General features: G+C 59.7%; 16 protein-coding genes and 2 tRNA genes. 5 read left to right on the top strand and 13 right to left on the bottom strand.

The features are described from left to right. Positions 1 to 6: 6 nt before the first annotated feature. From OVA24_RS12820 to OVA24_RS12810, 3 genes are read right to left on the bottom strand one after another with little or no spacing between them, the layout of a single operon-like run. On the bottom strand, positions 7 to 1,011 hold the full coding sequence (locus OVA24_RS12820; protein ID WP_267670221.1) for an ABC transporter ATP-binding protein: 1,005 nt from the start codon (positions 1,009 to 1,011) through the stop codon (positions 7 to 9). Positions 1,012 to 1,034: 23 nt separating this feature from the next. After that, the gene (locus OVA24_RS12815) at positions 1,035 to 2,756 is read right to left on the bottom strand and encodes a hypothetical protein (RefSeq protein ID WP_267670220.1); all 1,722 of its coding nucleotides are present in this window, start codon (positions 2,754 to 2,756) and stop codon (positions 1,035 to 1,037) included. 60 nt (positions 2,757 to 2,816) lie between these two features. After that, positions 2,817 to 3,824, bottom strand: coding sequence for an AAA family ATPase (locus tag OVA24_RS12810; RefSeq protein ID WP_267670219.1), 1,008 nt, complete (start codon positions 3,822 to 3,824; stop codon positions 2,817 to 2,819). A gap of 218 nt (positions 3,825 to 4,042) precedes the next feature. On the opposite strand from OVA24_RS12810, the gene OVA24_RS12805 reads away from it, so the two are divergent. Further along, positions 4,043 to 6,481 (top strand): helicase HerA domain-containing protein, encoded by a 2,439-nt coding sequence (locus tag OVA24_RS12805; protein WP_267670218.1) that lies wholly within the window; start codon positions 4,043 to 4,045, stop codon positions 6,479 to 6,481. A gap of 230 nt (positions 6,482 to 6,711) precedes the next feature. Continuing rightward, positions 6,712 to 9,558: a metallophosphoesterase family protein gene (locus tag OVA24_RS12800; protein WP_267670217.1), complete on the top strand. Its 2,847-nt coding sequence runs from the start codon at positions 6,712 to 6,714 to the stop codon at positions 9,556 to 9,558. 91 nt (positions 9,559 to 9,649) lie between these two features. Here OVA24_RS12800 and ggt read toward each other — a convergent pair whose 3' ends face one another. Continuing rightward, positions 9,650 to 11,320, bottom strand: coding sequence for a gamma-glutamyltransferase (ggt, locus tag OVA24_RS12795; RefSeq protein ID WP_267670216.1), 1,671 nt, complete (start codon positions 11,318 to 11,320; stop codon positions 9,650 to 9,652). Positions 11,321 to 11,651: 331 nt separating this feature from the next. On the opposite strand from ggt, the gene OVA24_RS12790 reads away from it, so the two are divergent. Beyond that, a tRNA-Asp gene (locus OVA24_RS12790) sits at positions 11,652 to 11,728 on the top strand. A gap of 117 nt (positions 11,729 to 11,845) precedes the next feature. On the opposite strand, the gene bamE is transcribed toward OVA24_RS12790, so the two are convergent. From bamE to OVA24_RS12770, 4 genes are all read right to left on the bottom strand, one after another. Then, positions 11,846 to 12,208 carry an outer membrane protein assembly factor BamE domain-containing protein gene (gene bamE / locus OVA24_RS12785; protein WP_267670215.1) on the bottom strand — a complete coding sequence of 121 codons (363 nt, stop codon included), beginning with the start codon at positions 12,206 to 12,208 and terminating at the stop codon, positions 11,846 to 11,848. Between the two features lie 187 nt (positions 12,209 to 12,395). Further along, positions 12,396 to 12,485, bottom strand: a tRNA-Ser gene (locus OVA24_RS12780). A gap of 59 nt (positions 12,486 to 12,544) precedes the next feature. Further along, positions 12,545 to 13,405 carry a formyltetrahydrofolate deformylase gene (purU, locus tag OVA24_RS12775; RefSeq protein ID WP_267670213.1) on the bottom strand — a complete coding sequence of 287 codons (861 nt, stop codon included), beginning with the start codon at positions 13,403 to 13,405 and terminating at the stop codon, positions 12,545 to 12,547. A 50-nt stretch (positions 13,406 to 13,455) separates the two neighbouring features. After that, a complete protein-coding gene (locus OVA24_RS12770) occupies positions 13,456 to 13,947 on the bottom strand; it encodes a hypothetical protein (RefSeq protein ID WP_267670212.1) in 492 nt (163 codons plus the stop codon). 181 nt (positions 13,948 to 14,128) lie between these two features. Between OVA24_RS12770 and OVA24_RS12765 the strand changes: the two genes are divergently transcribed. Continuing rightward, the gene (locus OVA24_RS12765; RefSeq protein WP_267670210.1) at positions 14,129 to 15,694 is read left to right on the top strand and encodes a hypothetical protein; all 1,566 of its coding nucleotides are present in this window, start codon (positions 14,129 to 14,131) and stop codon (positions 15,692 to 15,694) included. Positions 15,695 to 15,708: 14 nt separating this feature from the next. On the opposite strand, the gene OVA24_RS12760 is transcribed toward OVA24_RS12765, so the two are convergent. The 3 genes from OVA24_RS12760 to ribH form a co-directional block, all read right to left on the bottom strand. Further along, a complete protein-coding gene (locus OVA24_RS12760) occupies positions 15,709 to 17,025 on the bottom strand; it encodes an AI-2E family transporter (protein WP_267670209.1) in 1,317 nt (438 codons plus the stop codon). Positions 17,026 to 17,096: 71 nt separating this feature from the next. Continuing rightward, positions 17,097 to 17,990 (bottom strand): transcription antitermination factor NusB, encoded by an 894-nt coding sequence (gene nusB, locus OVA24_RS12755; RefSeq protein WP_267670208.1) that lies wholly within the window; start codon positions 17,988 to 17,990, stop codon positions 17,097 to 17,099. After that, positions 17,983 to 18,474 carry a 6,7-dimethyl-8-ribityllumazine synthase gene (gene ribH, locus OVA24_RS12750; protein WP_267670207.1) on the bottom strand — a complete coding sequence of 164 codons (492 nt, stop codon included), beginning with the start codon at positions 18,472 to 18,474 and terminating at the stop codon, positions 17,983 to 17,985. The genes nusB and ribH overlap by 8 nt, the downstream gene beginning before the upstream one ends. Before the next feature lie 144 nt (positions 18,475 to 18,618). On the opposite strand from ribH, the gene aat reads away from it, so the two are divergent. Continuing rightward, positions 18,619 to 19,188: a leucyl/phenylalanyl-tRNA--protein transferase gene (aat, locus tag OVA24_RS12745; protein ID WP_267670206.1), complete on the top strand. Its 570-nt coding sequence runs from the start codon at positions 18,619 to 18,621 to the stop codon at positions 19,186 to 19,188. A gap of 39 nt (positions 19,189 to 19,227) precedes the next feature. Here aat and OVA24_RS12740 read toward each other — a convergent pair whose 3' ends face one another. Together OVA24_RS12740 and mfd are read right to left on the bottom strand one after the other, a co-directional pair. Further along, the gene (locus OVA24_RS12740) at positions 19,228 to 20,163 is read right to left on the bottom strand and encodes a peptidylprolyl isomerase (RefSeq protein ID WP_267670205.1); all 936 of its coding nucleotides are present in this window, start codon (positions 20,161 to 20,163) and stop codon (positions 19,228 to 19,230) included. Positions 20,164 to 20,332: 169 nt separating this feature from the next. Then, complete coding sequence (gene mfd / locus OVA24_RS12735; RefSeq protein WP_267670204.1) at positions 20,333 to 23,509, bottom strand: transcription-repair coupling factor; 3,177 nt, start codon at positions 23,507 to 23,509, stop codon at positions 20,333 to 20,335. Between the last annotated feature and the right edge of the window lie 20 nt (positions 23,510 to 23,529).

The following is a 23,529-nucleotide window of genomic DNA, read 5'->3' as shown; positions in this document are numbered from 1 at the left end:
GGGTGGTCAGTTGGCCGCAGGCGTGAAAGGCGGGAGGGTGGGCATGGGCGGTGGCTCGACCGCGGGTTTGCCCTCATCCAGACGGCCGAGGATGTCGATGAAGGCATCCTCCAGGTTCCGTTGCTCGCGGTGGAACTCGGTCACGCGCAGGCCATCCTTCACCATCCGGGCAAGGACATCCGCCGCCTTCGCGGGATCGTCCGTCTCGATGCGGATGCGGCCGCCATGTTTGCGGGACTCCAGGAACTCCACTTGCGGTTGCAGTACGCACCAGTCGGAGACGGCCTGTGGATTTCCGTCGATCTGCACGTCATAAAGGACGCCGCCAAGCGAGTCGGAACCACGCTTCAGGCTTTCCGCATCCCCGTGGTGGACGATGCGGCCGTTGTTGATGAAAAGCAGGGAGTCGCACATCTCGCCCAGCTCGGAGAGGATGTGGGAGGAAATGAAGATGGTCTTGCCCTCCTTCGCCAGCACGCGGATGAGGTGCTTCAGCTCCACGCGTGCCTTCGGGTCCAGACCGGCGGCGGGCTCGTCCATGATGAGCACCTGCGGATCATGCAGAAGGGCGCGGCCCAGGCCGAGGCGCTGGGTATTGCCCTTGGAAAGTTTGTTGGAAAACCGCTCCGCGAGGGGAACCAGGTCGGTGAACTCCATGACCTCCTGCACCCGCTGGCGGCGCTCCTTGCCCTTGTAGCCGAGCGCGCGGGCATAGAAGTCCAGATACTCCAGCACCGTCATGTGCTCATAGTTGCCGAAATGATCCGGCATCCAGCCGATGAGCCGCCGCACCTCGGCCGGGTGGTTCAGCACGTTGATGCCGCAGACCTCCGCGCTGCCCAACGTGGGATAGTCCAGCGTGGCCAGGATTCGCATGGTGGTGGTCTTTCCGGCGCCATTCGCGCCCACGAATCCGCACACGGAACCATGGGGAACGGAGAAGGTGACACCATTCACCGCCTGGAGCTGGCCGAAGTAGCGGTAGAGGTTGTTGACGACGAGTGCGGACATGGAAGTCGGGTGGAAAAAGGGTGTTACGGAGTGGCGATGCCGCCGGTGATGATGGTGCGCGTTTCCTGCCAGCGGATGCCCGGGTGGGTCTCGATCGCCGGGGCGGCGGCGGTCACGGCGATGAAGTGGTCCTTCCTCTCCCGCGCCCGCTCGAACAGCATGGAATTGCGCCGTGAGAACTCACTCTGCAGCGAGTCGATCTCCGGGCGGATGAGGGATTCATCCACGCTGGTCAGGGCGAACGGCTTCCCGGTTTCGACCGATTCCGCGCGGAACCATTGGCCCTGGGCGTCGCGGTAGAAGAGCTTCTCAATGGGGAAGCCGAAGGTGGAAAGCAGCTCGCTGGAGCCTGCCGCCCGTTCGATCCGCCCACGGGTGGGAACCACCGAGGTGATCATCTGGCCCTGCATCGAGCGGCTCTGGAACCAATCGCCCGATGCCCCCAGCGCGGCGCCATCAGGCTGCAGGCTGTAGTTGCCGTCCGTCTCGTTGTCGTTGAAGCGCGTCCAGCGATTCTCCTCCATCGGCACCGGGGAAAACAGAGAGGGCACCTCGATCCCGAAATTCGCGCGCGTAAGCACCCCCGTCCGGGAAACCTGTTCCTGGAGGATGAAGGCAGCGTTCTCCCCGTTGCCCGCGGGCACCTCCATCAGCGCGAGGCGCTGCCCATCTCCGCCGAAGCCGTCCTGGAACAGGATCAGCGCGATGAGGATGACGCTGGCGCAAAGGGAAATGATGGGCGTGGTGATGAACAGCAGATGCCTGCGCCCGGACTTCGCGAAGACGAAGAGGTTGATGGGCCCCACCAGCACGCCGAAGATGAGCAGCACGATGACGAACAGGAAGTAGCGGAACTCCTTCTGCGGAAAGCTGTGGAAAAGCGACCAGCCGCTGCCGAAATCCTCCGCCATGGAGTAGCGGTGGGTCTTCAGGGAGTTCCCCGTCGTCAGGTGGGCCAGCAGGTCGGTTGCATTGAGATTGAGGCTTCCTGGGATGCTCTGGATGGAAACGGTGCCAAAGCTGGTGTCCCCGGGGATCCCCAGCGAGGTCATGCTGGGGGAGTTGCTGCTGTAGATCACCAGGTGCCCGCCCAGCCGCAGCCAGGAAAGCAGCGCGTTGCGGGAACCGGCTGGCATAGAAGTCCAGTCGGAATCCAACATGATGACATTATCGAATCCGGAGAAGGCGAGCCAGTTGTCAGGCAGTTGGTTGGCATCGAATCTGGAGGTGAAGCTGCCACCGCCGAAGCTGCTCATGACGGAGGCCGCCTCACTGTCCAGACGGGATGCGTTCACGCTGTAGAGCGGCTCGCTCAACAGTACGGACGGCTGCTCGTTGCCATAGTCCGCGGAGACGGAGTGAGTCTGGGTGCCCATGGTGCCGGACATCTCCACCTTCAGATAGACACTGGACTGGTAGGTGTCCGCCACGGGATTCAGTGGCACCAGGATGTCACGGGTGGTCACCTTTCCCGCTGGGCCGCCGATGGTGAACTCCGACACAGCCCGCGTTCCGCCGTCATAGCTACCGGTGGCGATGAACTTCAGCCGGATGAGGTGGCCCTGCTTCTGGTTGTTCGCCACCTTCACCCTCACTGGGAAGTAGCCTTCCGCGGAGGGCTTGCTGAAAAGCGACGTCACCTCCACGTGGGTGTCCGTCTTGGTTTCATACACCTTCCGCATCATCTGCTCCTGGGCGGAGGAAATTGCGGTGAGGAGGATCAGGAGAGGGGCGAGGAAACGCATGGGTATGGGAGATGGGGTGGCATGCCACCGCAGGTGGAAACGCCGGACCGGGGGATTCCGTTAGGCGGACTTGAGGGTTTTCGGCGTCGCGGTGTCCTGCACCGGCACCTCTTCGATCAGCGCGCGGACCAGGTCATTCGTCGTTTTGCCATCCACCCGGGCGTTGTAGTCCAGGACGATCCGGTGGCGAAGCACCGCCGGGGCGATGAGTTTCACGTCCTCAAAGCTGGCGTTCGTCCGCTCGTTGATGAGCGCGCGTGCCTTCGCCGCGGACGCCAGGGCCAGCGCCGCACGGGGGCTGGCGCCGTAGCGGATGCCCTTCGCCGCCTCCGACTGGCCGGGGTGCGTGCCATCCACCAGGCGGGCGATGTAGTTGGCCACCACTGGCGGCAGGTAGATGCGGCGGACCAGCTCCAGCAGCCCGCCGAGCGTCTCCGCGCTCATGACCGGCTCCACCACCGGCTCCGTGCCCAGTTCGCGGTGGGAAACGATCCGCTCCAGCGTGGCCACGTTGTTCCGGGTGACCTCCAGCTTGAAAAGGAAGCGGTCGAGCTGTGCCTCCGGCAGCGGGTAGGTGCCCTCCAGCTCGATGGGGTTCTGCGTTGCCAGCACGAAGAACGGCTTCGGCAGCTCATGCGTCTTGCCCAGCACCGTCACCCGGCGCTCCTGCATCGCCTCCAGCAGCGCGGACTGCGTCTTCGGCGAGGCACGGTTGATTTCATCCGCCAGCACGATGTTCGTGAAAAGCGGCCCCGGCTGGAAGACGAACTCCCTGCGCCCGTCCACCTCCTGCAGCACCGGGTTTCCGGTGATGTCACCGGGCAGCAGGTCCGGCGTGAACTGCACGCGCTTCGTGTCCAGTTTCAGCAATTTCGACAGGCCCTTCACCAGCTCCGTCTTGCCGAGGCCCGGCAGGCCCTCCAGCAGGATGTGGCCCCGCGCCAGCACGCCCGTCAGCACCAGGTCGATCAGTTCCTCCTGCCCGAACAGCACTTGGTTCAGCCCCGCCGTCAGCGAGCGGAGGTGCTTTGCGGCTTCGGCGACTTCGGTTTCGGTGGCGTTTTCCATGATCTTCAACGCGGAACCTAACAAAAGATCCGCCGGAGGAAACGAAGAAGGCATGAAAATTTCATGAAATTCCATTGTCTCACCACCCCGTCAGGAACGCCCCCTGCCGAGTCCTCCTGTTCCTATCAACCATCAACTATCCACCATCAACCGGACCACTTTCTCCCTTCCCTCCGCCCCTGAAAACTGAACACTGCAAACTAACAAACTTTCTTCCCATGAGCATCACCCCCGCCGACTACGAGAAACTTGGCCAGTTCTACCTCGGAAAAGAATACGACCCCACCACCAAGGCCGTCACCGATGACCTCGTCCTCTACGATTCCAAGGACCTCGTGACCCACGGCGTCGTCCTCGGCATGACCGGTTCCGGAAAGACCGGCCTCTGCCTGGCCCTGCTGGAGGAGGCCGCCATGGACAACATCCCCGCCATCATCATCGACCCGAAGGGGGACATCTCCAATCTCCTGCTCACCTTTCCGGAGCTGGACGCCGCCAGCTTCCGCCCGTGGATCAATGAGGACGATGCGGCGAAGAAAGGCCTCTCGCCGGATGACTTCGCCGCGAAGACCGCGGAGGGCTGGAAAAAGGGCCTCGCCGACTGGGGGCAGGAGCCGGACCGCATCCGCCAGTTCCAGGAAAAGGTGGACATCAACATCTTCACCCCCGGCAGCAAGGCGGGCATCCCCGTGTCCATCCTCAGCTCGCTGGATGTCCCGCCGGACGAGATCCTGGAGGACGGGGAGCTGTTCAGCGAGCGCGTGGAAAGCACCGTCTCCTCGCTCCTTTCGCTTGTCGGCGTGAATGCGGACACCGCCCAGAGTCCGGAGGCCGTGCTGCTGGCCGCCATCTTCCAGAATGCCTGGCATAAAGGTCAGGGGATCACCCTGGAAAAGCTCATCGGTTCCATCCAGAAGCCCGCCTTTGACAAGATCGGCGTCATCGACCTCGCCTCCTTCTTCCCGGAGAAAAAGCGCCAGGACCTCGCGCTGAAGTTCAATACGCTCCTCGCCTCGCCGGGCTTCGCCACATGGCTGGAGGGCGTCCCGCTGGACATCTCCGACATGCTGAAGACCCGCGCCGGGAAACCGCGCATCTCCATCTTTTCCATCGCCCATCTCGGTGATGTGGAGCGCATGTTCTTCGTCTCCCTGCTGCTGAACCAGACGCTCGGCTGGATGCGCACCCAGACCGGCACCACCTCCCTGCGGGCACTGCTCTACATGGATGAGATCTTCGGCTACCTGCCGCCCTCCGCCAATCCACCGTCGAAGCGCCCGATGATGACCCTGCTGAAGCAGGCCCGCGCCTTCGGCCTCGGCTGCCTCCTTGCCACCCAGAACCCCGTCGATCTCGACTACAAGGCGCTTTCGAACATCGGCACCTGGTTCCTCGGCCGCCTCCAGACGGAGCGGGACAAGCTCCGCGTGCTGGATGGCCTGGAAGGCGCCGCCGGCTCCCAGAACGCCAAGTTCGACCGCAAGCAGATGGAGACCCTCATCTCCGGCCTCGGCAACCGCGTCTTCCTCATGAACAACGTCCATGACGATGCGCCGACGCTGTTCCACGTCCGCTGGGTCATGTCCTACCTCACCGGCCCGCTCGCCCGCGCCCAGATCAAGTCCCTCATGGACCCGAAGCGCGGGGAGTTCGCCGGCATCGGCGGCCCCTCCGGGAAATCCTCCGCCGCTCCGGACGATGGCGGGATGCCAGGCATGCCCGGCCTCACTCCCTCCGCTCCGGAGAAGACCGGCGGAGCCCGGCCCATCGTCGGTGCCGGGGTGAAGGAGATCTTCGCCCCGCTCACCGGCCCTGCGGAGGAGACCACCTATGCGCCCCACCTCCTGCGCACCGCCACCGTCCATTTCTCCTCCACCAGGATGGGCGTCGAGGGCAGCCGCACCGTCCGTTTCGTCAATCCCATCCTCCCGGACAAGATCGACCTCGCCGCCAATCTTCCTCCCCCTTTGAAACTGAACACTGAAAACTCGCAACCTGCCGATGGCGCGGGCTTCAGCGAACTCCCCGGCTACGCGATGAATGCGGCCAACTACAAGCAGGTGGAGAAAACCTTCGCCGAGGAACTCTACCGCACCCAGCGCGCCGAGATCTTCTCCTGCCCCGCGCTCAAGGCGTTTTCTAACATCGCCGAGACCGAGGGCGACTTCCGCGCCCGCCTCCAGCTCCAAGCCCGCGAGGCGCGGGACGCCGCTGTCAAAAAACTGCGGGACGCCGCCACGAAAAAGATCGCCACCCTCGAGGGTCAGCTCCGCACCGCCCAAGGCCAGTTGGAGAAACAAAAAAACGAATCCAGCGCCGCCAAGATGCAGGCCGGCGTCTCCGTCCTCGGCGGCGTGTTAGGTGCCCTCCTCGGCAAGAAATCCGGCCTCGGCTCCATCACCCGCGGCTCCTCCGCCATCAGCAAGGGAACCTCCGCCTGGAAACAAATGCAGGACGTCAACGCCGCCGAAGCCAAGGTCGAAGGCGTCGAATCCCAGATCGCCGACCTCCAGAAAGACCTCGAAGCCCAAGCCAACGAAATCGCTTCCCAATACGATCCCGCCAACCTCAACCTCGAAACCGAAACCCTCAAACCCGCCAAAACCGACGTGAAGGTGGAGCTGGTGGCGTTGCTGTGGGTGGCGGCGTACGGCTGAAGAACCGCATAGGCATTAAGCCGGATTCTGAGCCTTGGTGCCGTCATCGATAAGGAATAGAGGTGCCCATGTCCGAACTCATACGCCACCCAATCACATCAACATAATCTTCGAAGGCTAAGAGCTTGACGGAATTTGAGAAAGATCCACAAGACCATCGATGCATCCCGCGATACCCAGACTCTTTCCATGGGTCTCCAGTCAAAAACTAAATTCGTATTAGCAAGAAAATGAAAAGTTTGTCCATATGTAGTGATATAACTTGGTTGCACATTTCTGATTTCCATACCGGTAAAGACAAAGTAGATCAAATACGAATTTATAATAAAATAATTGAGGATGCGGACCGGCAGTGCAAATCATCAGGATATCCCAACTTCGTATTTGTTAGTGGTGATATCGCAAATAAGGGGCTGACCGCCGAGTATGAATTGTATGAAAAATGCTTTTTGGATCCACTAATTGGCGTGCTGGGAGGAGATATTATCGGTAAGATATTTTTGGTTCCCGGTAATCACGACATAGATCGTTCGAAAGCAAAAGCAGTTCAGCGTAAAGGTGTTTTAGCTGTATATCCTGAATTTCTGGACAATAATGAACAAGGGCTTGATCTGAGGAGTCCCCTGCTCGCCAGGTTTTCTAATTACGAATCCTATCCATGGGCTCTACTTGAAAAGGAGGTGTGGGTCTCCTCGATGGAGGGTATATATACGAAAGAAGTTGATGTAAATGGGATATTGATAGGGATACTTGGGATCAATACTTCTTGGCTATGTGATGAAAGTGACGACTATATGCAGCTAACGCCCGGATTGCTGATGGTTGAGGCTGGGCTGGATAAGTTGCGAAAATGTAAAAAGGTCATCGTAATGGGGCATCACCCAATATCGTGGCTCACGCCAAGTGTAGGAGAGCGACTCTCTGCGTTATTCAGCCAAAAAGGGGTAATATATCTTCATGGTCATCTCCATAAAACGAAACAGGGTATACAGATCCTGGGGAATCAATCGTTTGTATCAATTCAGGCAGGCTGCGCTTATGACACGCGAGATTCCGAAAAATGGTTAACTAGAATTGTGTGGGGAGGGTATAATTTTCAAGATGACAACATCTATCTTCAGCCTAGAAAATGGAGTAACAACTTAAACAGTTGGAGTGTGGATACGGACCATATACCGGAAGACTATCAGACGGAAACTCCGGGGATATTCGCAATACCCACTGTCTATGAAGCAAAGAAGAGCAAATCATTTGGTCCTGCGCGCCCCGAGTGGGTGCCTGACGGATGGGAATTGATTGATGAAGAATTTTTGAAGCGAAGAAAACGAGATCTTTCCGAGAATGAATTATTAGAATACTTTGAGGGTCGGCTCCCTAACTGGAGCGATGCCTTATCTCAAGCAATTCCCAAGCGCGAAATTGTTAAGGAACTTACGGGTATGCTATGGAATGGTATAAACTCGCAAAGTAGTCAGTTGCTTTTAATGATCGGGGCTGGTGGCGAGGGTAAATCGACGGCATTTCTGCAGACTCTTGTCGAAACACAGAGTTATTCTAATGTGAAAATATTATGGAGGCACGATCCTGAAAAGGATATTCCCTTCGAAATTCTGGAAAGACTGGTGAACGGCGACCAGGTGTGGGTGGTGGCGAGTGATGAAGGGGACTCGCTTATCAATACTATTAAAGCTTTTCTTTCCAGATATGGAAAAACCGCTAATGTGCAATTCTTTATCACGGCTAGAGATACTGACTGGATTAATAGAAATGGAAATGACGTTCAATGGTCGAAAATTGCAAATTTTTCGCTGCGTAGGCTTACGGGTTTAAGTGAAAATGACGCGAAATCCATAGTAGAGGCATGGACCAATCTAGGTGAGAGAGGACTCGGTAAGCTTGCCACATTGAAGCAAGAAGAGGCGGTAGAGAGTCTTTTAAAGGCTGCCCAGGAAGAGTCAGAGTCGGCCGACGAAAGAGGTGCATTTCTCGGTGCTATGCTTAGGGTTAGGGTTGGTGATGCTCTCAAGGATCATGTGGCAAACCTAATGACGCGTCTAAGGGGAGTGCCTATTCGTAGTAGTAAGTCGAACTCAAATCTTCTCGATGCTCTGATTTACATTTCAGCCCCTCATGCTTTCAATCTTCAGTACTTATCTAGGTCCGTATTGGCCGCTGCTCTAGAGTTGGATGAGTCGCATCTTAGGAGGGAGGTGCTTAAGCCGCTTGGAGAAGAAGCTGCCGCAGAGGCGACAGGGGACTTTATTCTAGTTCGGCATAGGGCAATAGCGGAAGCTGCGATTGCTGTTGGAGAAGAAAGATTCGATTATGATGTAGAAAATGCCCTGTGTGACTTGGTGAGTTCCGCAATCATGGCGAATGAAAATGGTTCCTCTGTTCCGCATTTAACGGATTGGAGATACTTATCAGGTAAATTTGCATCAGAGGGAAATTCGTCATTTGGTATAAGGCTTGCGAAAGCGGCTCTTAAAAATGATCCTAATAATTCTTACCTTTTGGTTAAGCTTTCGCAGTTATATCGTGATGGTAATCAAGCTGAGCAAAGTCTAAAGGTGTTTCGGGCGGCGCGTATCTTCAAAAATGCGAACAGAGCGTATTTCACGGAATGGGCATTTACTGAGGTCTATATGGGTAATCAGGCTATGTCTGCACTGCTAAATATGATATCTGTGAGTGATAATATTGGGGCTAGGTTTCCAACTATTCGTGATATTGGTTTCGCTCTTGTTGGATTGCAGTTTAATCTTATTGAGCTGTATCAGTCGTATAATAGGGCGGTTTTTGCGAGTGGTGCAATTGCGGCGACTATGGCTGCTAGATCTATATCGTTAGATCACACATCTTTTGTGAAGCTTGATTCTAAATCAAAGGAGATCGCGGAGATGCGGAGAAATTTTGATGTTGCTCCTGCCAACGTTCTTAAAACCATCTATATCGCTCTGGGAAAGTGCTACGAACAGCGAGAAATTAGCCAAGATTTAGATTTTCCCTCTCCGAGTGAACTGGAATTCAAGGCTTTAGAAACTGTTCTAAAATCGAATAAATTCAAAAAAATCTGATTGGGAATTCTCCTAGGGGACGCGCACGGAAAACACCTCCAAAAACTAGGCGAACTGGAAAATGGTTTGATCGGTAGTTTTTCACCCTCTCTTACCACTTCGCCGCCTTCCCCTTCACCCGCGGATCGCTCGCGCCACCGAACTTCCCACCATCTTTCCCGACGATCTGGGAAACGCCGATGCTGTCCACGGCTTGGATCTTGTGGCCCTTTTCGCGGAGTTTTCCGAGGACGGCTTCCGGCAGGCTGCGTTCCACGCGGAGGGTATCGGGTGCCCATTGGTGGTGGAAGCGGGGGCGGGCGAGGGTTTCCGTGAGCGGCAGCTTGAGATCGATGACGCTGATGAGATTGAGCACGGTCTGGCTGATGATGGTGGGGCCGCCGGCGGCGCCGAGGGAGAGGAGGGGATTTCCCGCCGGATCGAGGACGATGGTGGGGCTCATGGCGGAGAGCGGGCGCTTGCCGGGCTCCACTTTGTTCGCGTCCCCGCCGATGAGGCCGAAGGCGTTTGGCACGCCGGGCTGGATGGAGAAGTCATCCATTTCATTGTTCAGGATCACGCCGGTGCCCGGGACGATGACCTTGCTGCCGTAGGTGGTATTGATGGTGGCGGTGATGGCCACCCAGTTTCCCTCCGCATCCGCGGCGGAGAAGTGGGTGGTGTGGCGGCCGAAGACATTCGTCTCCCACTCCGGCGGCAGCCCGTGCTTCTCCACCGGGATCGCCCGTGAGGGATCGATCCGCTGGGCGAGCGATTTCGCGTAGCCGGGATCGGCGAGGCCTTTCGGCACCTTGGTGAAATCCGGATCGCCGAGCCAGTGCGCGCGGTCGGCGAAGGCGAGTTTCATCGCTTCGGCGATGGTGTGGATGCGGTCCGACTCCTCCATGCCCGCGAGGTTGAAGTTTTCCACGATATTGAGGATCTGCGCGACATGGACGCCGCCGGAGCTGGCGGGCGGGAAACCGTAGAGGCGGTGGCTGCGGTAGGTGGAGACGATGGGTTCGCGGAGCTTGATCGAGTAGTTGGCGAAATCCGCGGCGGTGAGGATGCCGCCGTTTTCCTTCATCCACGCGCCGATCGTTTCCGCGACGGGGCCTTTGTAGAAATAGTCCGGTCCCTGGTCCGCGATGCCCTGGTAGGTGGCGGCGAGATCACCCTGGACCAGCAAGGTCCCGGCGGGGTGGGGCTTTCCATCGGCATCCAGGAACACCTTCCGCGAGCCGTCGAATTTCCGCAGGTTCTCCGCGTTGCGAGTGAGCTTCCGGACCTCCGAATCGCCGATTCGGTAGCCATCCCGCGCGGCGCGGATACCCGGCGCGAGGTGCTCCGCGAGCGGCCTTTTCCCGAACTTCGCCACGGCATGCGCATACGCCGCCAACGCCCCCGGCACGCCGGACGCCAGCGCACCGGTCTGGCTCAGCTCCGTGTCCGCCTTTCCATCGACCAGATACATGTCCGGCATCGAGGCGGCAGGGGCCGTTTCACGGCCATCGATGGCATGCACCGTCCCATCCGCCAGCCGGATGAGGATGAAGCAGCCTCCGCCGATCCCGGAGTTTGACGGATCCACCACGCCAAGCGTCAGCCCCGCCGTGACGGCGGCATCGATGGCATTCCCACCGGATTTCATGATCTCCACCGCCGCGTCCGTGGCGATGGGGTGGACGGTCGCTACCACTCCCTTTGTGAAAACGGCCGCTTCCTTTCCATGGATCGGCAGAAGCGTGGCGGCGAAGACGGCGAGGTGGGAAAGACGGAACATTGGAGCAGGTCGGGCTTTCCACCATTAGACCGCCGGGAGACGGAATGTGCAAGGGAAGGGGCGCCCCCGATGTGTAGCGTCGTGGCTGCGCCACGACGTATGGGAGAGCGTCCTCTGATGCGACCGATCCGCCATCGGATTGGATGGCATCAAGGAGGCATCTGGCAGGAAAGAGCCCCCGGAGAGATTTGGAATCGGAACGTGGTGGTGTGATTTCCCCGCCGTCGTGGCGCAGCCACGACGCTACCCTGTCCACCATCTGTTAGATTCTCCACAAAAAGGATTGCGCGAAGCGGTCCGACCACTTAACCCTGCGCCTCCGAACGGGGATGGAGCGGTAGCTCAGTTGGTTAGAGCGCCAGCCTGTCACGTTGGAGGTCGCGGGTTCGAGCCCCGTCCGCTCCGCCATCCCTGTTCTCCGGACCCATAGCGTCATGGCTGTGCCATGACGGGTGCGTGGATCGGCAGATCCGAATCACCCATCGCCCGGTCAAAGCCGAGCGACAAAGTGATAAATCAGACGGATCAATATTGACCCCACCGGGTTGAGTGGCCGGCGTTGTCGACAGACTCAACCCGCCCGGAAGGACTGAATCTCACGGTGACGGTGTGCGTCTCCCTACCCGCAAGACCTCCGGGGGCCAACATTTTCAGAGAGTTCCTCTTCTGATATATCCAACTTTCATGGCCATTGCGGGTGCTGGTTCCATGTGGCCATCCCAGGATCTCGGTCACCTGGTCCTTGGTCATACCTTTCTTGACCTCTTGCTGCGCCATCCGTCCATAGGCAGCCGGATCGGTGGAAACCATACATGAAACAATGGACATGGCCATTCCTCCAAGTGCCAGTGAGCGGCCAATCATCACAATCAGGGGGATCGATTTCATGAATTCAGGGGGTATTAAAATTCATCTAACAGAGCCACTGATGATACATCAAGGGATTTTTGAAGAAGACGTATCATCTGCTCAAGTCTGACAGATGATGGACGAGGGCGGAAACGGTAACGCCACGAATCGTGAGTCGCAGCCGTTTGGATCGCCGGGGAGAAATTGTCGGCATCCAGGTAGAAAGTGGCGGAGAGGGTGGGATTTGAACCCACGGTGAGTATTACCCCACGTCCGATTTCGAATCGGGTGCCTTAGACCACTCAGCCACCTCTCCTTTCGCCGGGACGCGGAAGTTACCAATCGCGCCCGGGTTGTAAAGTGTTCTCTCGGTTTTCAGTCCGGGAATACGATTGCCCGGTGACCGTCGATGATCGTGCGATCATGCACGTGGAGGCGGATGCCTTTCGCGAGAGCAATGCGCTCGCAGTGGCGGCCAAGCCGGGCGAGATCCGACGGCCCGTGGAAGTGCTGCACGCGGTCCACCTCCTGCTCGATGATGGGACCGGCATCCAGATCCGCGGTGACGTAGTGGCAGGTGGCGCCGATGAGTTTCACGCCGCGCTCGTAGGCCTGGCGGTAGGGATTCGCACCGATGAAAGCGGGCAGGAAGCTGTGGTGGATGTTGATGATGCGGCCGGCGAAGGCCTTGCAGAAATCGTCCGGCACGATCTGCATGAACCGCGCGAGGACGATGAGTTCCACGTCCTGTTCCTCGATCATGCGGCGGATCTGCTGGAAGCCTTCCTCCCGCTTCGCGCCATCCATTTCCACCAGGTGGAAGGGGATCTTCGCGTTCTCCGCGATGCCGCGGCAGTTGTCCCGGTTGCCGATGATGGAGGTGATTTCCACCGGCAGCTCGCCCAGCTCCGTGCGCCAGAGGATCTCGTTCAGGCAGTGGTCCGTCTTGGTGACCAGAACGGCGGTCCGCATCTTGTAGGGCAGGCGGCGGAAATGCCACTCCGCCTGCAGGGAGCGTCCCAGGGTGCCGAAGCCGACGATGAAATCCTGGACGTCCACATCCAGGTCCGTGGTCTCGATCTCCAGCCGGGCGAAGAACTTGTCTCCGAGCTTGTCGGAGAACTGGGCGAACTCGATGAGGTTTCCGCGGTGGCCGGCGACGTAGCCCGCGACTTTGGCGACAATGCCGGGTTGATCAGGACAGGAGAGCTTGAGGATGAGACCGGCGCGCGACATGGGAAAGGGCCGGAACCTTGCTCCCGGAACGCCCTGCGGTCAATGCTCCGTCAGGGAGCCAGCGAACCCATCCAGGACTGCACGCTCTCGACCGGCCCTGCGAGTCTGGTGATGAGGGATCTCTCATCCCCGCGTGAAGCGAGGCTGGAGAACAACAGCGAAAGGATGAGCGCGGAGGAGATGCCAGTGGCGGTGGCGATCCACCAGCGGTGTCCGCCACGATGCGGGCGGCCGAGACCGGGTTCGGTCAGTTCGCTTTCCTCCACGGTTGCCACGGAGGCTCGCTCCTGTTGCTCCGCGATGATCCTGAATGGTGAATGGCGTTTGATCGCCCAACCCGCGAAGTCGTCTTCGCACGATGACAGGGCCAAGTCGGAATGTACGGCGGAAACCCGCTGGACGCTGGGCGTGCTGAGCAGATTGGCGATGACCTCATCGTCCACAAAGCCATCCGGAATGGGCACATGGTGTTCCCCCGCATGGTCCACGCGGCTCACCGGGATCGGCGCCAGTGGAAGCGAAAATGGGCTGGGAGCATTCATTTCGCGGAGTAAGGGGCCAGAAATTTCAATATGTGTCAATTACTAAGAAACCTTAATGATTTCCCTCCCTTTCCGCCATCCACCGATGGTCCTGACAACACTGGAGATCGGCCCCGTGCGTCTCTTGGGTTGCAATGAAACACCTCAGCATCAATCCTATCCCTGAATGACAGCTTCCGACATGAATCCCCTCACGATCAGGTGCCCTTCGTGCAGCCAGAAATTCAAGGTGGGGGGTGAACTGATGGGGCGGGTTGTCGAATGCGGTGCCTGTGAGAAGCGGTTCACGGTGAACGATGAAGTGATCCAGAAAGCCGCCAAATTCTACCCCGGGGAGCGGAACCATCACGCACTGGAAGGCTTTGCCAGGGTCGAAGGACCGAAGATCGGCATCGATGCGGCCACCCCCATCCCGCGGGGCATGGAGCACGGCTACTTCTCCCCGATCAGCCGGGTTGGCCCGCTCAGACTCACGCTGGGTTGGGTCGGGGCCCTGCTGATCCTGGGAGCAACCATTGTCCTGCAGTTCCAGTTTCTCATGGCGGATATCCCCGTCGCAACCCAGATGCTGATCGCCTTCGGGGTTGGAGTCATCGGTTTGATCCTGATTGTTTCCGCGAACCCCCGCAAGCGCACCCGGAGCCTGCTGATCGGCGGAATTGCAGCGGCCATCCTCCTCAGTGTTCCGTTTGTTTTCCGTTCCAAGAGAACGATCACGCCACTTGATCCCACCAGGGCGGAGGTCGAGGAAACCTCCACGCCCAAGAAGGAATCGTCTCCCGAAGAAGAGGGGATCGACCAACTGAAAAAGCGCATCGGCATCCAGCCTCTGGAAACGGAGATCCACCGTCTGGCGCAGTCCGGTTCGGATCTCCGTGCCTATGGCATATGGCTGCGCGACATGAGTGAGAGCAACCGCCTTTTCGTGAGGGACTACATGCTCCGGACGGCGGCCGCCAGCCCGTCCTCCGTGATCTATCCGCGGGACAACCGCGACTACCTGATGGTGCTGACCGGACTGGACAAATCCATCGAGGAGATTGCCGCCATCACCGCCCGGATCGGCCAGCAGCCGAAGATCCATCCGGATCTCCAGTTGATGGAGGTGCGGGTTGACCCATCCGTCTTCCTGGAAGGTCCGCTGGACAAGCTGACGGACAAGGGGAGTCCGGCCTTTTATGACCTGAACAAGCGGGAACTGGAGAGCATCCAGTTGACGAGAGTGAAGCGTGCCGTCGAACGGTTGGCGGATGCGGAGCCAAAGATCTACCGGGAGGACATCACCCGCCAGTTGGTGGTTCTGGCGGCCCTGCCGCAGGTCGATTTCATCGACGAGGTCTGCAAAGCCCTGATGATCTGGGCGGAGGATCCTTCCGTGGCGAATCCCCAGCTTTCCAGAAGGCTGAACCAGATGCACTCGGAGAAGAAGAAGATCCCGAAGTCCCTGCCATCCATGCTTGCGAAAGGAAAAGCCATCGAAGCGCTCCCGATCATGGAGGAACTTTGGTTGGCCGATGCCACGACCTGGGAGCCACAAATGATCGAGTTCGGTCCGGCTGCGGAGAAAGGCGTACTGGCCCGTTTTCCGGAACTTGACCCGACGCTGCGCCACTCAGCAGCCCGCATACTTGCACGGATAGGAGGACAGGCGAGCATTCCGGTTCTCGAAGCGGCGAAGCCCAAAGCGGACCCGGAGCTGGTTGTTCTGATCGAAACCGCGGTCCGTTCAATCAGGGAAAGAAACTGAGCGGTCAATCCCGCTCAGTAGCCGGTTTCCGGATAATCCCGCAACTGGCGCTCCCAGATGTAGCGCCTGAACAGCACCTTCACCGCGGCGGTGAGTGGAACGGCCAGCAGCGCGCCGACGAAGCCACCGAGGACCAGCGACCAGAACAGCATGGAGAAAATCACCGTCAATGGATGGAGTCCGACGGAATCCCCGACGATCTTCGGCGCGGTGACCAGCGAGTTGATCTGCTGGACCACCACGAAGATGACGACCACACCTCCCACGTAGGCCCAGCGGGACATGTCAAAGGGAAGGTCCGCATTCTGGCCATGCAGGTAGGCGATGATACAGGCGGGGATGAGGCAGATGATATTGCCGATGTAGGGGATGACGCCGAGGATGGCCATGAACACACCGATCATGAAACCATATGGCAGTCCGTAGATCTGCAGTGCGATGCCGACCAGGATGCCGTCGATGGCGGCGACCAGCACCTGCCCGCGGAAGAACGAGATGAGGTAGCGGTTGATCTCCTGGAGGGTGGATACCAGCTCTGTTTTGAAGCGGGATGCCTTCAGCGGGACGTAGTCGTGCCAATGGCTGCGGATGGAAGCGGAGTCCTTCAGGAAGAAGAAAAGATAGACTGGAACCATGATCATGCCCAGGACCAGACCGATGAACCCCAACACCTTCGTGGAACCGGTGGAGAGCCAGTTTTTCCCGGTGTCGATGATTTCCCCCTGGTACTTGAACAGCACCCGGCCTGCGCGGGTGCGCCAGAAGAACTCCAGATCGTCCGGAGTTGGGGTTCCCTTCAGATAGGTGATCGGCTCGCCTTCATCGGTGGTTTCGGTCAACGCCCATCCGATGGGGCCTGAGCGGTGTTTGGTACGCAGCTCATGGAGGGATGAAGCGAGCGCGGAGCCCAACTGGCGTTCGGTGGTGGCGGCCTCCGTGTCCTCCTCCGCGTTGGTCGGCACGACCGGCACGACTTGCTCCGAAGTTTTCCCCCCGGGTTTGATGAATTCCCTCAACGCTCCGGTTCCCCGCTGGATGCCGGGAAGGATGGCCAGCAACAGGAGGGTGGCCGCGACGAGGATGCCCAGGAAAACCAGAACAACGGACCAAAGGCGGCTGAGGCCCCGTTTTTCAAGCCATCTGACCACCGGATCCAACAGGTACGCGATGATGCCCGCCACGATGAGCGGAATCAGCACGGGCTGGAGGAAGCCAAAGATTTCGCCGAGCAGCCAGACGAGACCGACAAGCAGGGCCCCCAGCACGAGGATCGAGATCCCCGTCAGGGCATTCCAGATGGTCTGTTGTTGGAAGCGGGTGGGGTGGCGCATGCGGGGTGTGTTCTACCCCCCGTGTCTAACATCCCTCCCTGAAGCTCCCAATGAGAAAATCCCCGGGATTTTCAACGCTCCGCATTCAGCTTCGCCACCTGGTCGAGGATGCCGTTCACGAAGCGGCGGGAATCCGTGGTGCCGAATTTCTTCGCCAGCTCGATGCCCTCGTTGATCGCAACCTTCGGCGGGATGCCGGCATGGATGATCTCGTAGGTGGCCAACCGGAGGACGGCACGGTCCACTGGATCGATCCGCTCCGGGGAGAAATTCTCCACCACGGCAGCGAGCGTTCCATCGATGGATTCCTTCTTCGCCAGGATGGCGTCCACGATCTCGTCCGCACGGAGACGGAGTTCGGAAATCTCCGCCTTCGATTCACGGAGCTTGGTGAGGTCCGCCTGCTCGGGAAATTTCTCCGGAGTTTCGACCATCCGCAGACGGTCCGAGATCCTCTGGAGCCTGCGCACGGTCGCGGAGATCGCTTCCAGTTGCCCACGGAGGGACGGAAAATCATCGATGGCGGTGAGGTAGCGCGCGCGGGTGACGGCGAGGTCGCGATCGATGCTGAAAAGGAGAGCCAGAGCCTTGGCGAAGTTATCGGCCACGGCTGAGTCGTTGTCATCCTTCGGCAGGCGCTCCAGACGGGCGAACTGGGTACTCCAGGAGGATTCCAGTTCGGCGATGCGGTTCAGGTCGATCTTCAGCGCCTCCGCTTGCGGCCATGCGGAGAGAAAAGCATTCGCGGGTCCGACGCGTTCCACGAATTCCCCCAGACGGCCTTCACGGCCGTGCGCGAGGTGGTGCACGGTGCGGAAGATCGAGAGCTGGAGGGCTTTCCGGTCGGACTCGGTGACGAATTCCCAGAACGGCTCACGCAGGGAAGCAGGCGAGGCTCCGCCTTCGAGATCAGCGCAGTAGAGGAACTGCACCACCGCCTCACGGATTTGGCGGCGGCTAGGCATTGCGGGCGCGGGGATTTGTACGGGGTGTCTGGTGGGGCATCGAGCGGTCGAGTTCCTGGAAAATATCGATCATGGAGGCAGCGGCCCGGGCGGCTTCCTTGCCGCGGTTGAGCTGCGCTCCGATGCAGCGGGCATAAGCCTGTTTTTCGTCATCGACCAGCAGAACTTCATGGATGATCGGCCTTTTCGATTCCATGGCCAGTTGCTGGAGGCCGTTGGTGACGGAGGTGGCCACCAGATCCGCATGCTGGGTGGAGCCGCGGATGATGACACCAAGGGCGATGATGCAGGCAGGTCCCTCCCGCTCGATGACGGAAGCCACGGTCACAGGGATTTCGAAAGCGCCCGGCACCCGGATGAGATCAACGCGGGCGTTTGGAACCAGCTCGCCGAGTTCCTCGATCACGTTCTGGACGAGGGCATCCGTGTAGGTCTCATTGTATTTCGCTGCGACGATGCAGACCCTCACTCTGGGACCGATCACTCGTGGTTTTGGCGGCAACGCGGACGACATCCCGGGGGTATGCCGGGCAGGACGGAAAAAGTCAACCGGCGGCACGAGGGATTCATGGGGGCGGATGATTTGAAAATTGGCAAACCAGCCATATTCACTGAAAATCCTCCCCGAATGCCCCGCGTGATACCAACGAACGTGCTTCTGGAGGCCTACTCCCGTGGCGTGTTCCCCATGGCCGAGGAAGGGGAGATCCTTTGGTTTTCCCCCGAAAGGCGTGGGTTGATCCCTCTCGATGAGCGCTTCCATGTGCCGCATGGACTGAAGAAGGCCATGCGGAAGGAACCCTTCGAAGTCCGTTGGAACACCGCCTTCAGGGAAGTGATGCTGGGCTGCGCGGACAGGAACGAGACATGGATCGACGACGTGATCCTGGAGAGCTACTGCGCCCTCCATGCCGCAGGACATGCGCATTCCGTGGAGTGTTGGGATGAAGACGGCCTGCAGGGAGGACTCTACGGCGTGGAACTCCCGGGCGTATTCTTCGGGGAGAGCATGTTTTCGAGGAAAACGGATGCCTCAAAAATTGCCCTGGTCGCGCTGGTGGAGCGACTGCGGGAGGACCGGTTTGAATTGCTGGACACGCAGTGGATGACCAGCCATCTCCGTCAGTTCGGTGGTTACGAACTGGCGCGGAAGGATTACCACGCCGAGTTGGAAAGGGTGCTGGACCGGAGAATCTGAAAGGTCATCCGACCGCCATCATCCACCTCCGCGGAGGAATCACTTCCTGATGTCGATGATGGCTTTCTTCCGGAGCCCTGCGATCCAGCGGTCATACTGGACGGAGGTTTTCTTGCGGCGGACGCGTTCCTCCACCTGTTGGCGGACTTCGCCCTGCAGGGCGGGGGATGGGCCAAGCTTTTTGTTGGTGACCTTCACCAGGGTGAAACCCTGCGGATCCTCCAATGGTCCGACAACCTTGCCTTCCGGCGCGTCGAAGATGATGGCGGCGAATTCAGGGGCGAGGTCAGTGCGGGGCACGTCATTCTGAACGCCCCCTTGTTCCGCGAAGGCATCCTTAGAGTAGGTTTTGGCCAGTTCGGCGAAATCCTTCCCCTCGGCGAGCTGGGTGCCGATGCTCTCCGCGAGGGTGAGCTGGGTCTCCGGGGAAGATGCAGGGTTCTGCTGGTCCAGACGGGGAATGAAGATCTTCTGGAAGGAGATCACATCCTTGCTGGTGTCGCGCAAGTTGGTTTTGATCTCGGCATACTCACGGCTGATCTCGTTGGGGAGGGGAGGCGGGGCGTCCGCGAATTTCTGCTGGCGCATCGCCTGGACGATCAGCTTTTCACGGGTCATCTCACGGTAGCCATCCATGGTCATGCGGCTGCGTTTCAGTTCCTCCCGGAATTTCGCCTCATCGCCATTGTAGTTCCTCCGGAGCTGATCCTTGATATCCTCGTCGATGAAATGGGGTTTGATGGTCGCCCCCATCCGCTTGAACTCATCCAGGATCAATTGGCGGTCCACCAGTTCCTGGATGATCTTGTCCTGCGCCTCGATGAACTGGCGCTCGAATTCCGGACCACGGCGTGGAAACTGCGCCGCGAGTTGGGCGTAGATGGGAGCGAGCATGAAGCCCACCTGGTTCTTCGTGATGATACGGCCGTTCACCCTGCCGACGATGCCGTTCACCTCGATCGGACCGGATGGCATTTGCGGCACTGGCGCCGGAGCAGGGGCAGGCGCCGGTTCAGGAGCCACAGGGAGGTCCGGTGGCGTCGGTGGCTCTGGCTGGGCTTGGACGAAATGAGCTGCACTGAGGGCTGCGGCCAAGGCGAATACACCGAAGGGACTGATTGTCATTGATTTGAGAATGAACGATTTAAAATTTGAGCAGAAGGGTGATCGCTTCGGTGAGCTTTCCTTGTGGTGAGGCGGATTGCAAGCGGGGAAAGCGGCGGCCTTCCATGAGGATATAGTCCCCGTTCCGGTGGAGCATGAGGCGCTGGCCCTGGATTTCGACGGAGGCTATCCCCTCAGCGGCGGCGAGCGCCTTGATTTGTGCAATTTTGATCAGGTTGTCCGCCTGAGCAGGAATCCTGCCGAATTTGTCCCGCCACGACTTCTCCAGATTTTTTACGGCATTCGGCGTCAATGCCTCGGAGATTTCACGGAAGGCCGCGATGCGGATTTTGGTTTCATGGAGCCAGTTCGACGGCAGATAAGCTGGCAGGAAAGTCTTGGGATCTTCCTTGGCGAAAGCGGCTTCGGAAAAGGCGACGAAATCCGCCTTGAAGGTGGTTTCCAACTTCGGCGCGTCCTGCCGCCCCTTGAGGCGTTCGACCGACTGCTTCAGCAACTGGCAGTAAAGATCGAAGCCGATCTGGGAAATGTGGCCGGACTGCTTGGTCCCCAGCAGGTTGCCCGCCCCGCGGATCTCCAGGTCCTTCATGGCGATCTTGAATCCGGATCCCAGAGCGGTATATTGTTTGATTGCGTGGATCCGCTTGCGGGCATCGCCGACGGTCATCATGTCCCGTGGCAGCAGCAGGATGGCGTAAGCCTTTTCCCCGGCACGGCCCACCCGGCCACGGAGCTGGTAAAGATCCGCCAGTCCGAAACGGTCGGCACGGTCGATGAGGATGGTGTTGGCGTTCGGGATGTCGATGCCGGTCTCGATGATGGTGGTCGCCAGCAGGACGTCCGCCTCTCCTTTGACGAAGGTGTGCATCACCACCTCCAGGTCATCCTTGTCCATCTGGCCGTGGCCGATGACGATCCGTGCCTCCGGAACGAGCTGGCGGATCTTTGATGCCATCAGCTCGATGGTCTTCACCCGGTTATGAAGGAAGAACACCTGCCCGCCACGCTTCATCTCTCGCTTGATGGCGTCCCGGATCACCCGCTCATCGTAGGCGCAGACGGTGGTGGAGACGGGGATGCGGTTGGGTGGGGGAGTCTCGATGGTGGACATGTCCCGTGCCCCCATGAGCGCCATGTAGAGCGTGCGCGGGATGGGTGTGGCGGAAAGGGTCAGCACATCCACTTGGCGGAAGAGTTGCTTGAACTTCTCCTTGTGGGCCACTCCGAAGCGCTGCTCCTCATCGACCACCACCAACCCCAGATCCTTGAAGCGCACATCCCCGGAGACCAAGCGGTGGGTGCCGATGACCATGTCCACCGAACCATCCTCCAGCCCCTTCAGTGTCTCGCGGATTTCGGACGGAGTGCGGAAGCGGTTGAGCAGATCCACCCGCATGGGGTAGTCGGACATCCGCTCGCGGAAGGTCCGCCAATGCTGTTCCGCGAGGACGGTGGTGGGGACCAGGAGAGCCACCTGTTTGCCTCCCGTGATTGCCTTGAAAGCCGCCCGGATCGCCACCTCCGTTTTTCCGAAACCGACGTCACCGCAGATCAGCCGGTCCATCGGACGCGGGGACTCCAGATCGAGCTTCGTCTCGTCGATCGCGCGGCGTTGGTCCGCGGTTTCGGTGTAGTGGAAGGACTGCTCGAATTCATACATCCACTTCGAATCGGGTGGATGGGCGAATCCCGACTCATGCTGGCGCTCCGCCTGGACACGGAGGAGCTGGGCCGCGTAGTCGAGGATGGATTTCTCCGCCGCCTTCCGTGCCGTTTTCCAGGCAGTGCCACCGAGTTTGTTCAACTCCGGCGTCTTGCCGCCGAGGCCGACGTATTTGCCGACGAGATGGGCTTGCTCCAGCGGCACGGAAAGGAGCGAGCCGTCCTTGTACTCGATGATGAGTTCTTCTCCCTCGTCGCCTTGATGGATGCCCTTGAACCGACCCACGCCGTACTCGTAGTGGACGACCAGATCGCCCTCCTCCATTTCGTCCAGCGTCGCTCTGGCACGGGCGGCGCGGGCACGATCCAGGGTGGAGCGGCGCGGCCCGCCGGGCGTGCGGTAGCGGCCGAACAGTTCCGACGAGGAAAGCACCGCCAGCTTCGCCACCGGCATGGTGAATCCGGCGAGCAGTTCGCCGCGCACGGGGATCAGTCCGAGGTCACGCTCGAGATCCTTTCCGGCCAGCTCGGCGAAGCGTTCTTCCTCGCCCTTGTTGCCGAAGACCATCCCGACGTCCCAGCCCTCGCGCTTCCACTCGTTGAGCTGGCGGAAAAAGGCATCCCGCCGCGCCTCCTCCAGCACGAAATCCCCGGCCTCGAACACCCCCAGCGGACTGCCATAGCAGGCCAGGGTGAAGTCTTCCTCGCCCTCCAGATCCGCCGCATCCTCGGTGATCCGGACATCCGGCCGTGGGATCTCCGCTTGGAAGGAAACGGTGACGTCATCCTTGCGCCGGTAGTCGGCCACCGTCGCCTCGGACGCCGGTTCAGCGAGCAATAGATCCGCCTCGGTGAGCTTGTTGGTGGATGCCTGGGAATCGAGGTCGAACTCCCGCACGGACTCCAGCTCGGTGTCGAAAAACTCCAGCCGCAGGGGCCTCGCCGCCTGCCATGCGAACAGGTCGATGATGCCGCCGCGCACCGCGAACTGGCCCCGCGCCGTGACCGTCGGGGTGCGCTCATAGCCATGGTCCGCGAGCTGCCCCGCAAGTGAAGCCGGGTCGAGGGTGGTGCCGGGCTTCAGCGGTGTGCGGCTGGCCCTCAACGCGCCGGGGGAGGGTGCCTTTCCGGAAAAAGCATCGCTGCCACAGATGACCACCGTCTTGTCCGACCGCGCGAGCGTCTCCAGCACCGCGAACCACTCCGCGGCGGACTCCGGATCCGCGATGGTGCCGTCTCCCGTTTCCGTGGGAGGCTCCGGCAGGACCATCGCGCGGATGCCCCATAACTCCAGTTCCGCCGCAAGGCGTTCCCGGTGCCGGGGAAGATCGCACACCAGCCAGTGGCGGTTCTTTTTCAGATCGCGGCAGGCGAGGATCACCACCGCGGCAAGGAAGGCATGGGACGCCTCAGCGGCGTGATCGAGCACAAGTTCGCCATCGCCGGAAGCCAACGGGGCCAGGCGTGGAGTGAATTCCGGCAGTGTGACCACGCGGCGCAGCCATGCCCGCGCGCGCTCGTCCGTCTTGGACACGTGGAAGGGATAGGGCCGGA

The sequence above is a fragment of the Luteolibacter sp. SL250 genome (assembly GCF_026625605.1).
Classification (GTDB): Bacteria; Verrucomicrobiota; Verrucomicrobiia; order Verrucomicrobiales; family Akkermansiaceae; genus Luteolibacter.
This window is presented reverse-complemented; position numbering and strand designations above follow the sequence as displayed.

What these genes read in the sequence shown, in the direction of transcription:
- OVA24_RS12820 (WP_267670221.1), bottom strand. Translation starts at nt 1,011, where the DNA reads ATGTCCGCACTCGTCGTCAACAACCTCTACCGCTACTTCGGCCAGCTC.
- OVA24_RS12815 (WP_267670220.1), bottom strand. Translation starts at nt 2,756, where the DNA reads ATGCGTTTCCTCGCCCCTCTCCTGATCCTCCTCACCGCAATTTCCTCC.
- OVA24_RS12810 (WP_267670219.1), bottom strand. Translation starts at nt 3,824, where the DNA reads ATGGAAAACGCCACCGAAACCGAAGTCGCCGAAGCCGCAAAGCACCTC.
- OVA24_RS12805 (WP_267670218.1), top strand. Translation starts at nt 4,043, where the DNA reads ATGAGCATCACCCCCGCCGACTACGAGAAACTTGGCCAGTTCTACCTC.
- OVA24_RS12800 (WP_267670217.1), top strand. Translation starts at nt 6,712, where the DNA reads ATGAAAAGTTTGTCCATATGTAGTGATATAACTTGGTTGCACATTTCT.
- ggt (WP_267670216.1), bottom strand. Translation starts at nt 11,320, where the DNA reads ATGTTCCGTCTTTCCCACCTCGCCGTCTTCGCCGCCACGCTTCTGCCG.
- bamE (WP_267670215.1), bottom strand. Translation starts at nt 12,208, where the DNA reads ATGAAATCGATCCCCCTGATTGTGATGATTGGCCGCTCACTGGCACTT.
- purU (WP_267670213.1), bottom strand. Translation starts at nt 13,405, where the DNA reads ATGTCGCGCGCCGGTCTCATCCTCAAGCTCTCCTGTCCTGATCAACCC.
- OVA24_RS12770 (WP_267670212.1), bottom strand. Translation starts at nt 13,947, where the DNA reads ATGAATGCTCCCAGCCCATTTTCGCTTCCACTGGCGCCGATCCCGGTG.
- OVA24_RS12765 (WP_267670210.1), top strand. Translation starts at nt 14,129, where the DNA reads ATGAATCCCCTCACGATCAGGTGCCCTTCGTGCAGCCAGAAATTCAAG.
- OVA24_RS12760 (WP_267670209.1), bottom strand. Translation starts at nt 17,025, where the DNA reads ATGCGCCACCCCACCCGCTTCCAACAACAGACCATCTGGAATGCCCTG.
- nusB (WP_267670208.1), bottom strand. Translation starts at nt 17,990, where the DNA reads ATGCCTAGCCGCCGCCAAATCCGTGAGGCGGTGGTGCAGTTCCTCTAC.
- aat (WP_267670206.1), top strand. Translation starts at nt 18,619, where the DNA reads ATGCCCCGCGTGATACCAACGAACGTGCTTCTGGAGGCCTACTCCCGT.
- OVA24_RS12740 (WP_267670205.1), bottom strand. Translation starts at nt 20,163, where the DNA reads ATGCCATCCGGTCCGATCGAGGTGAACGGCATCGTCGGCAGGGTGAAC.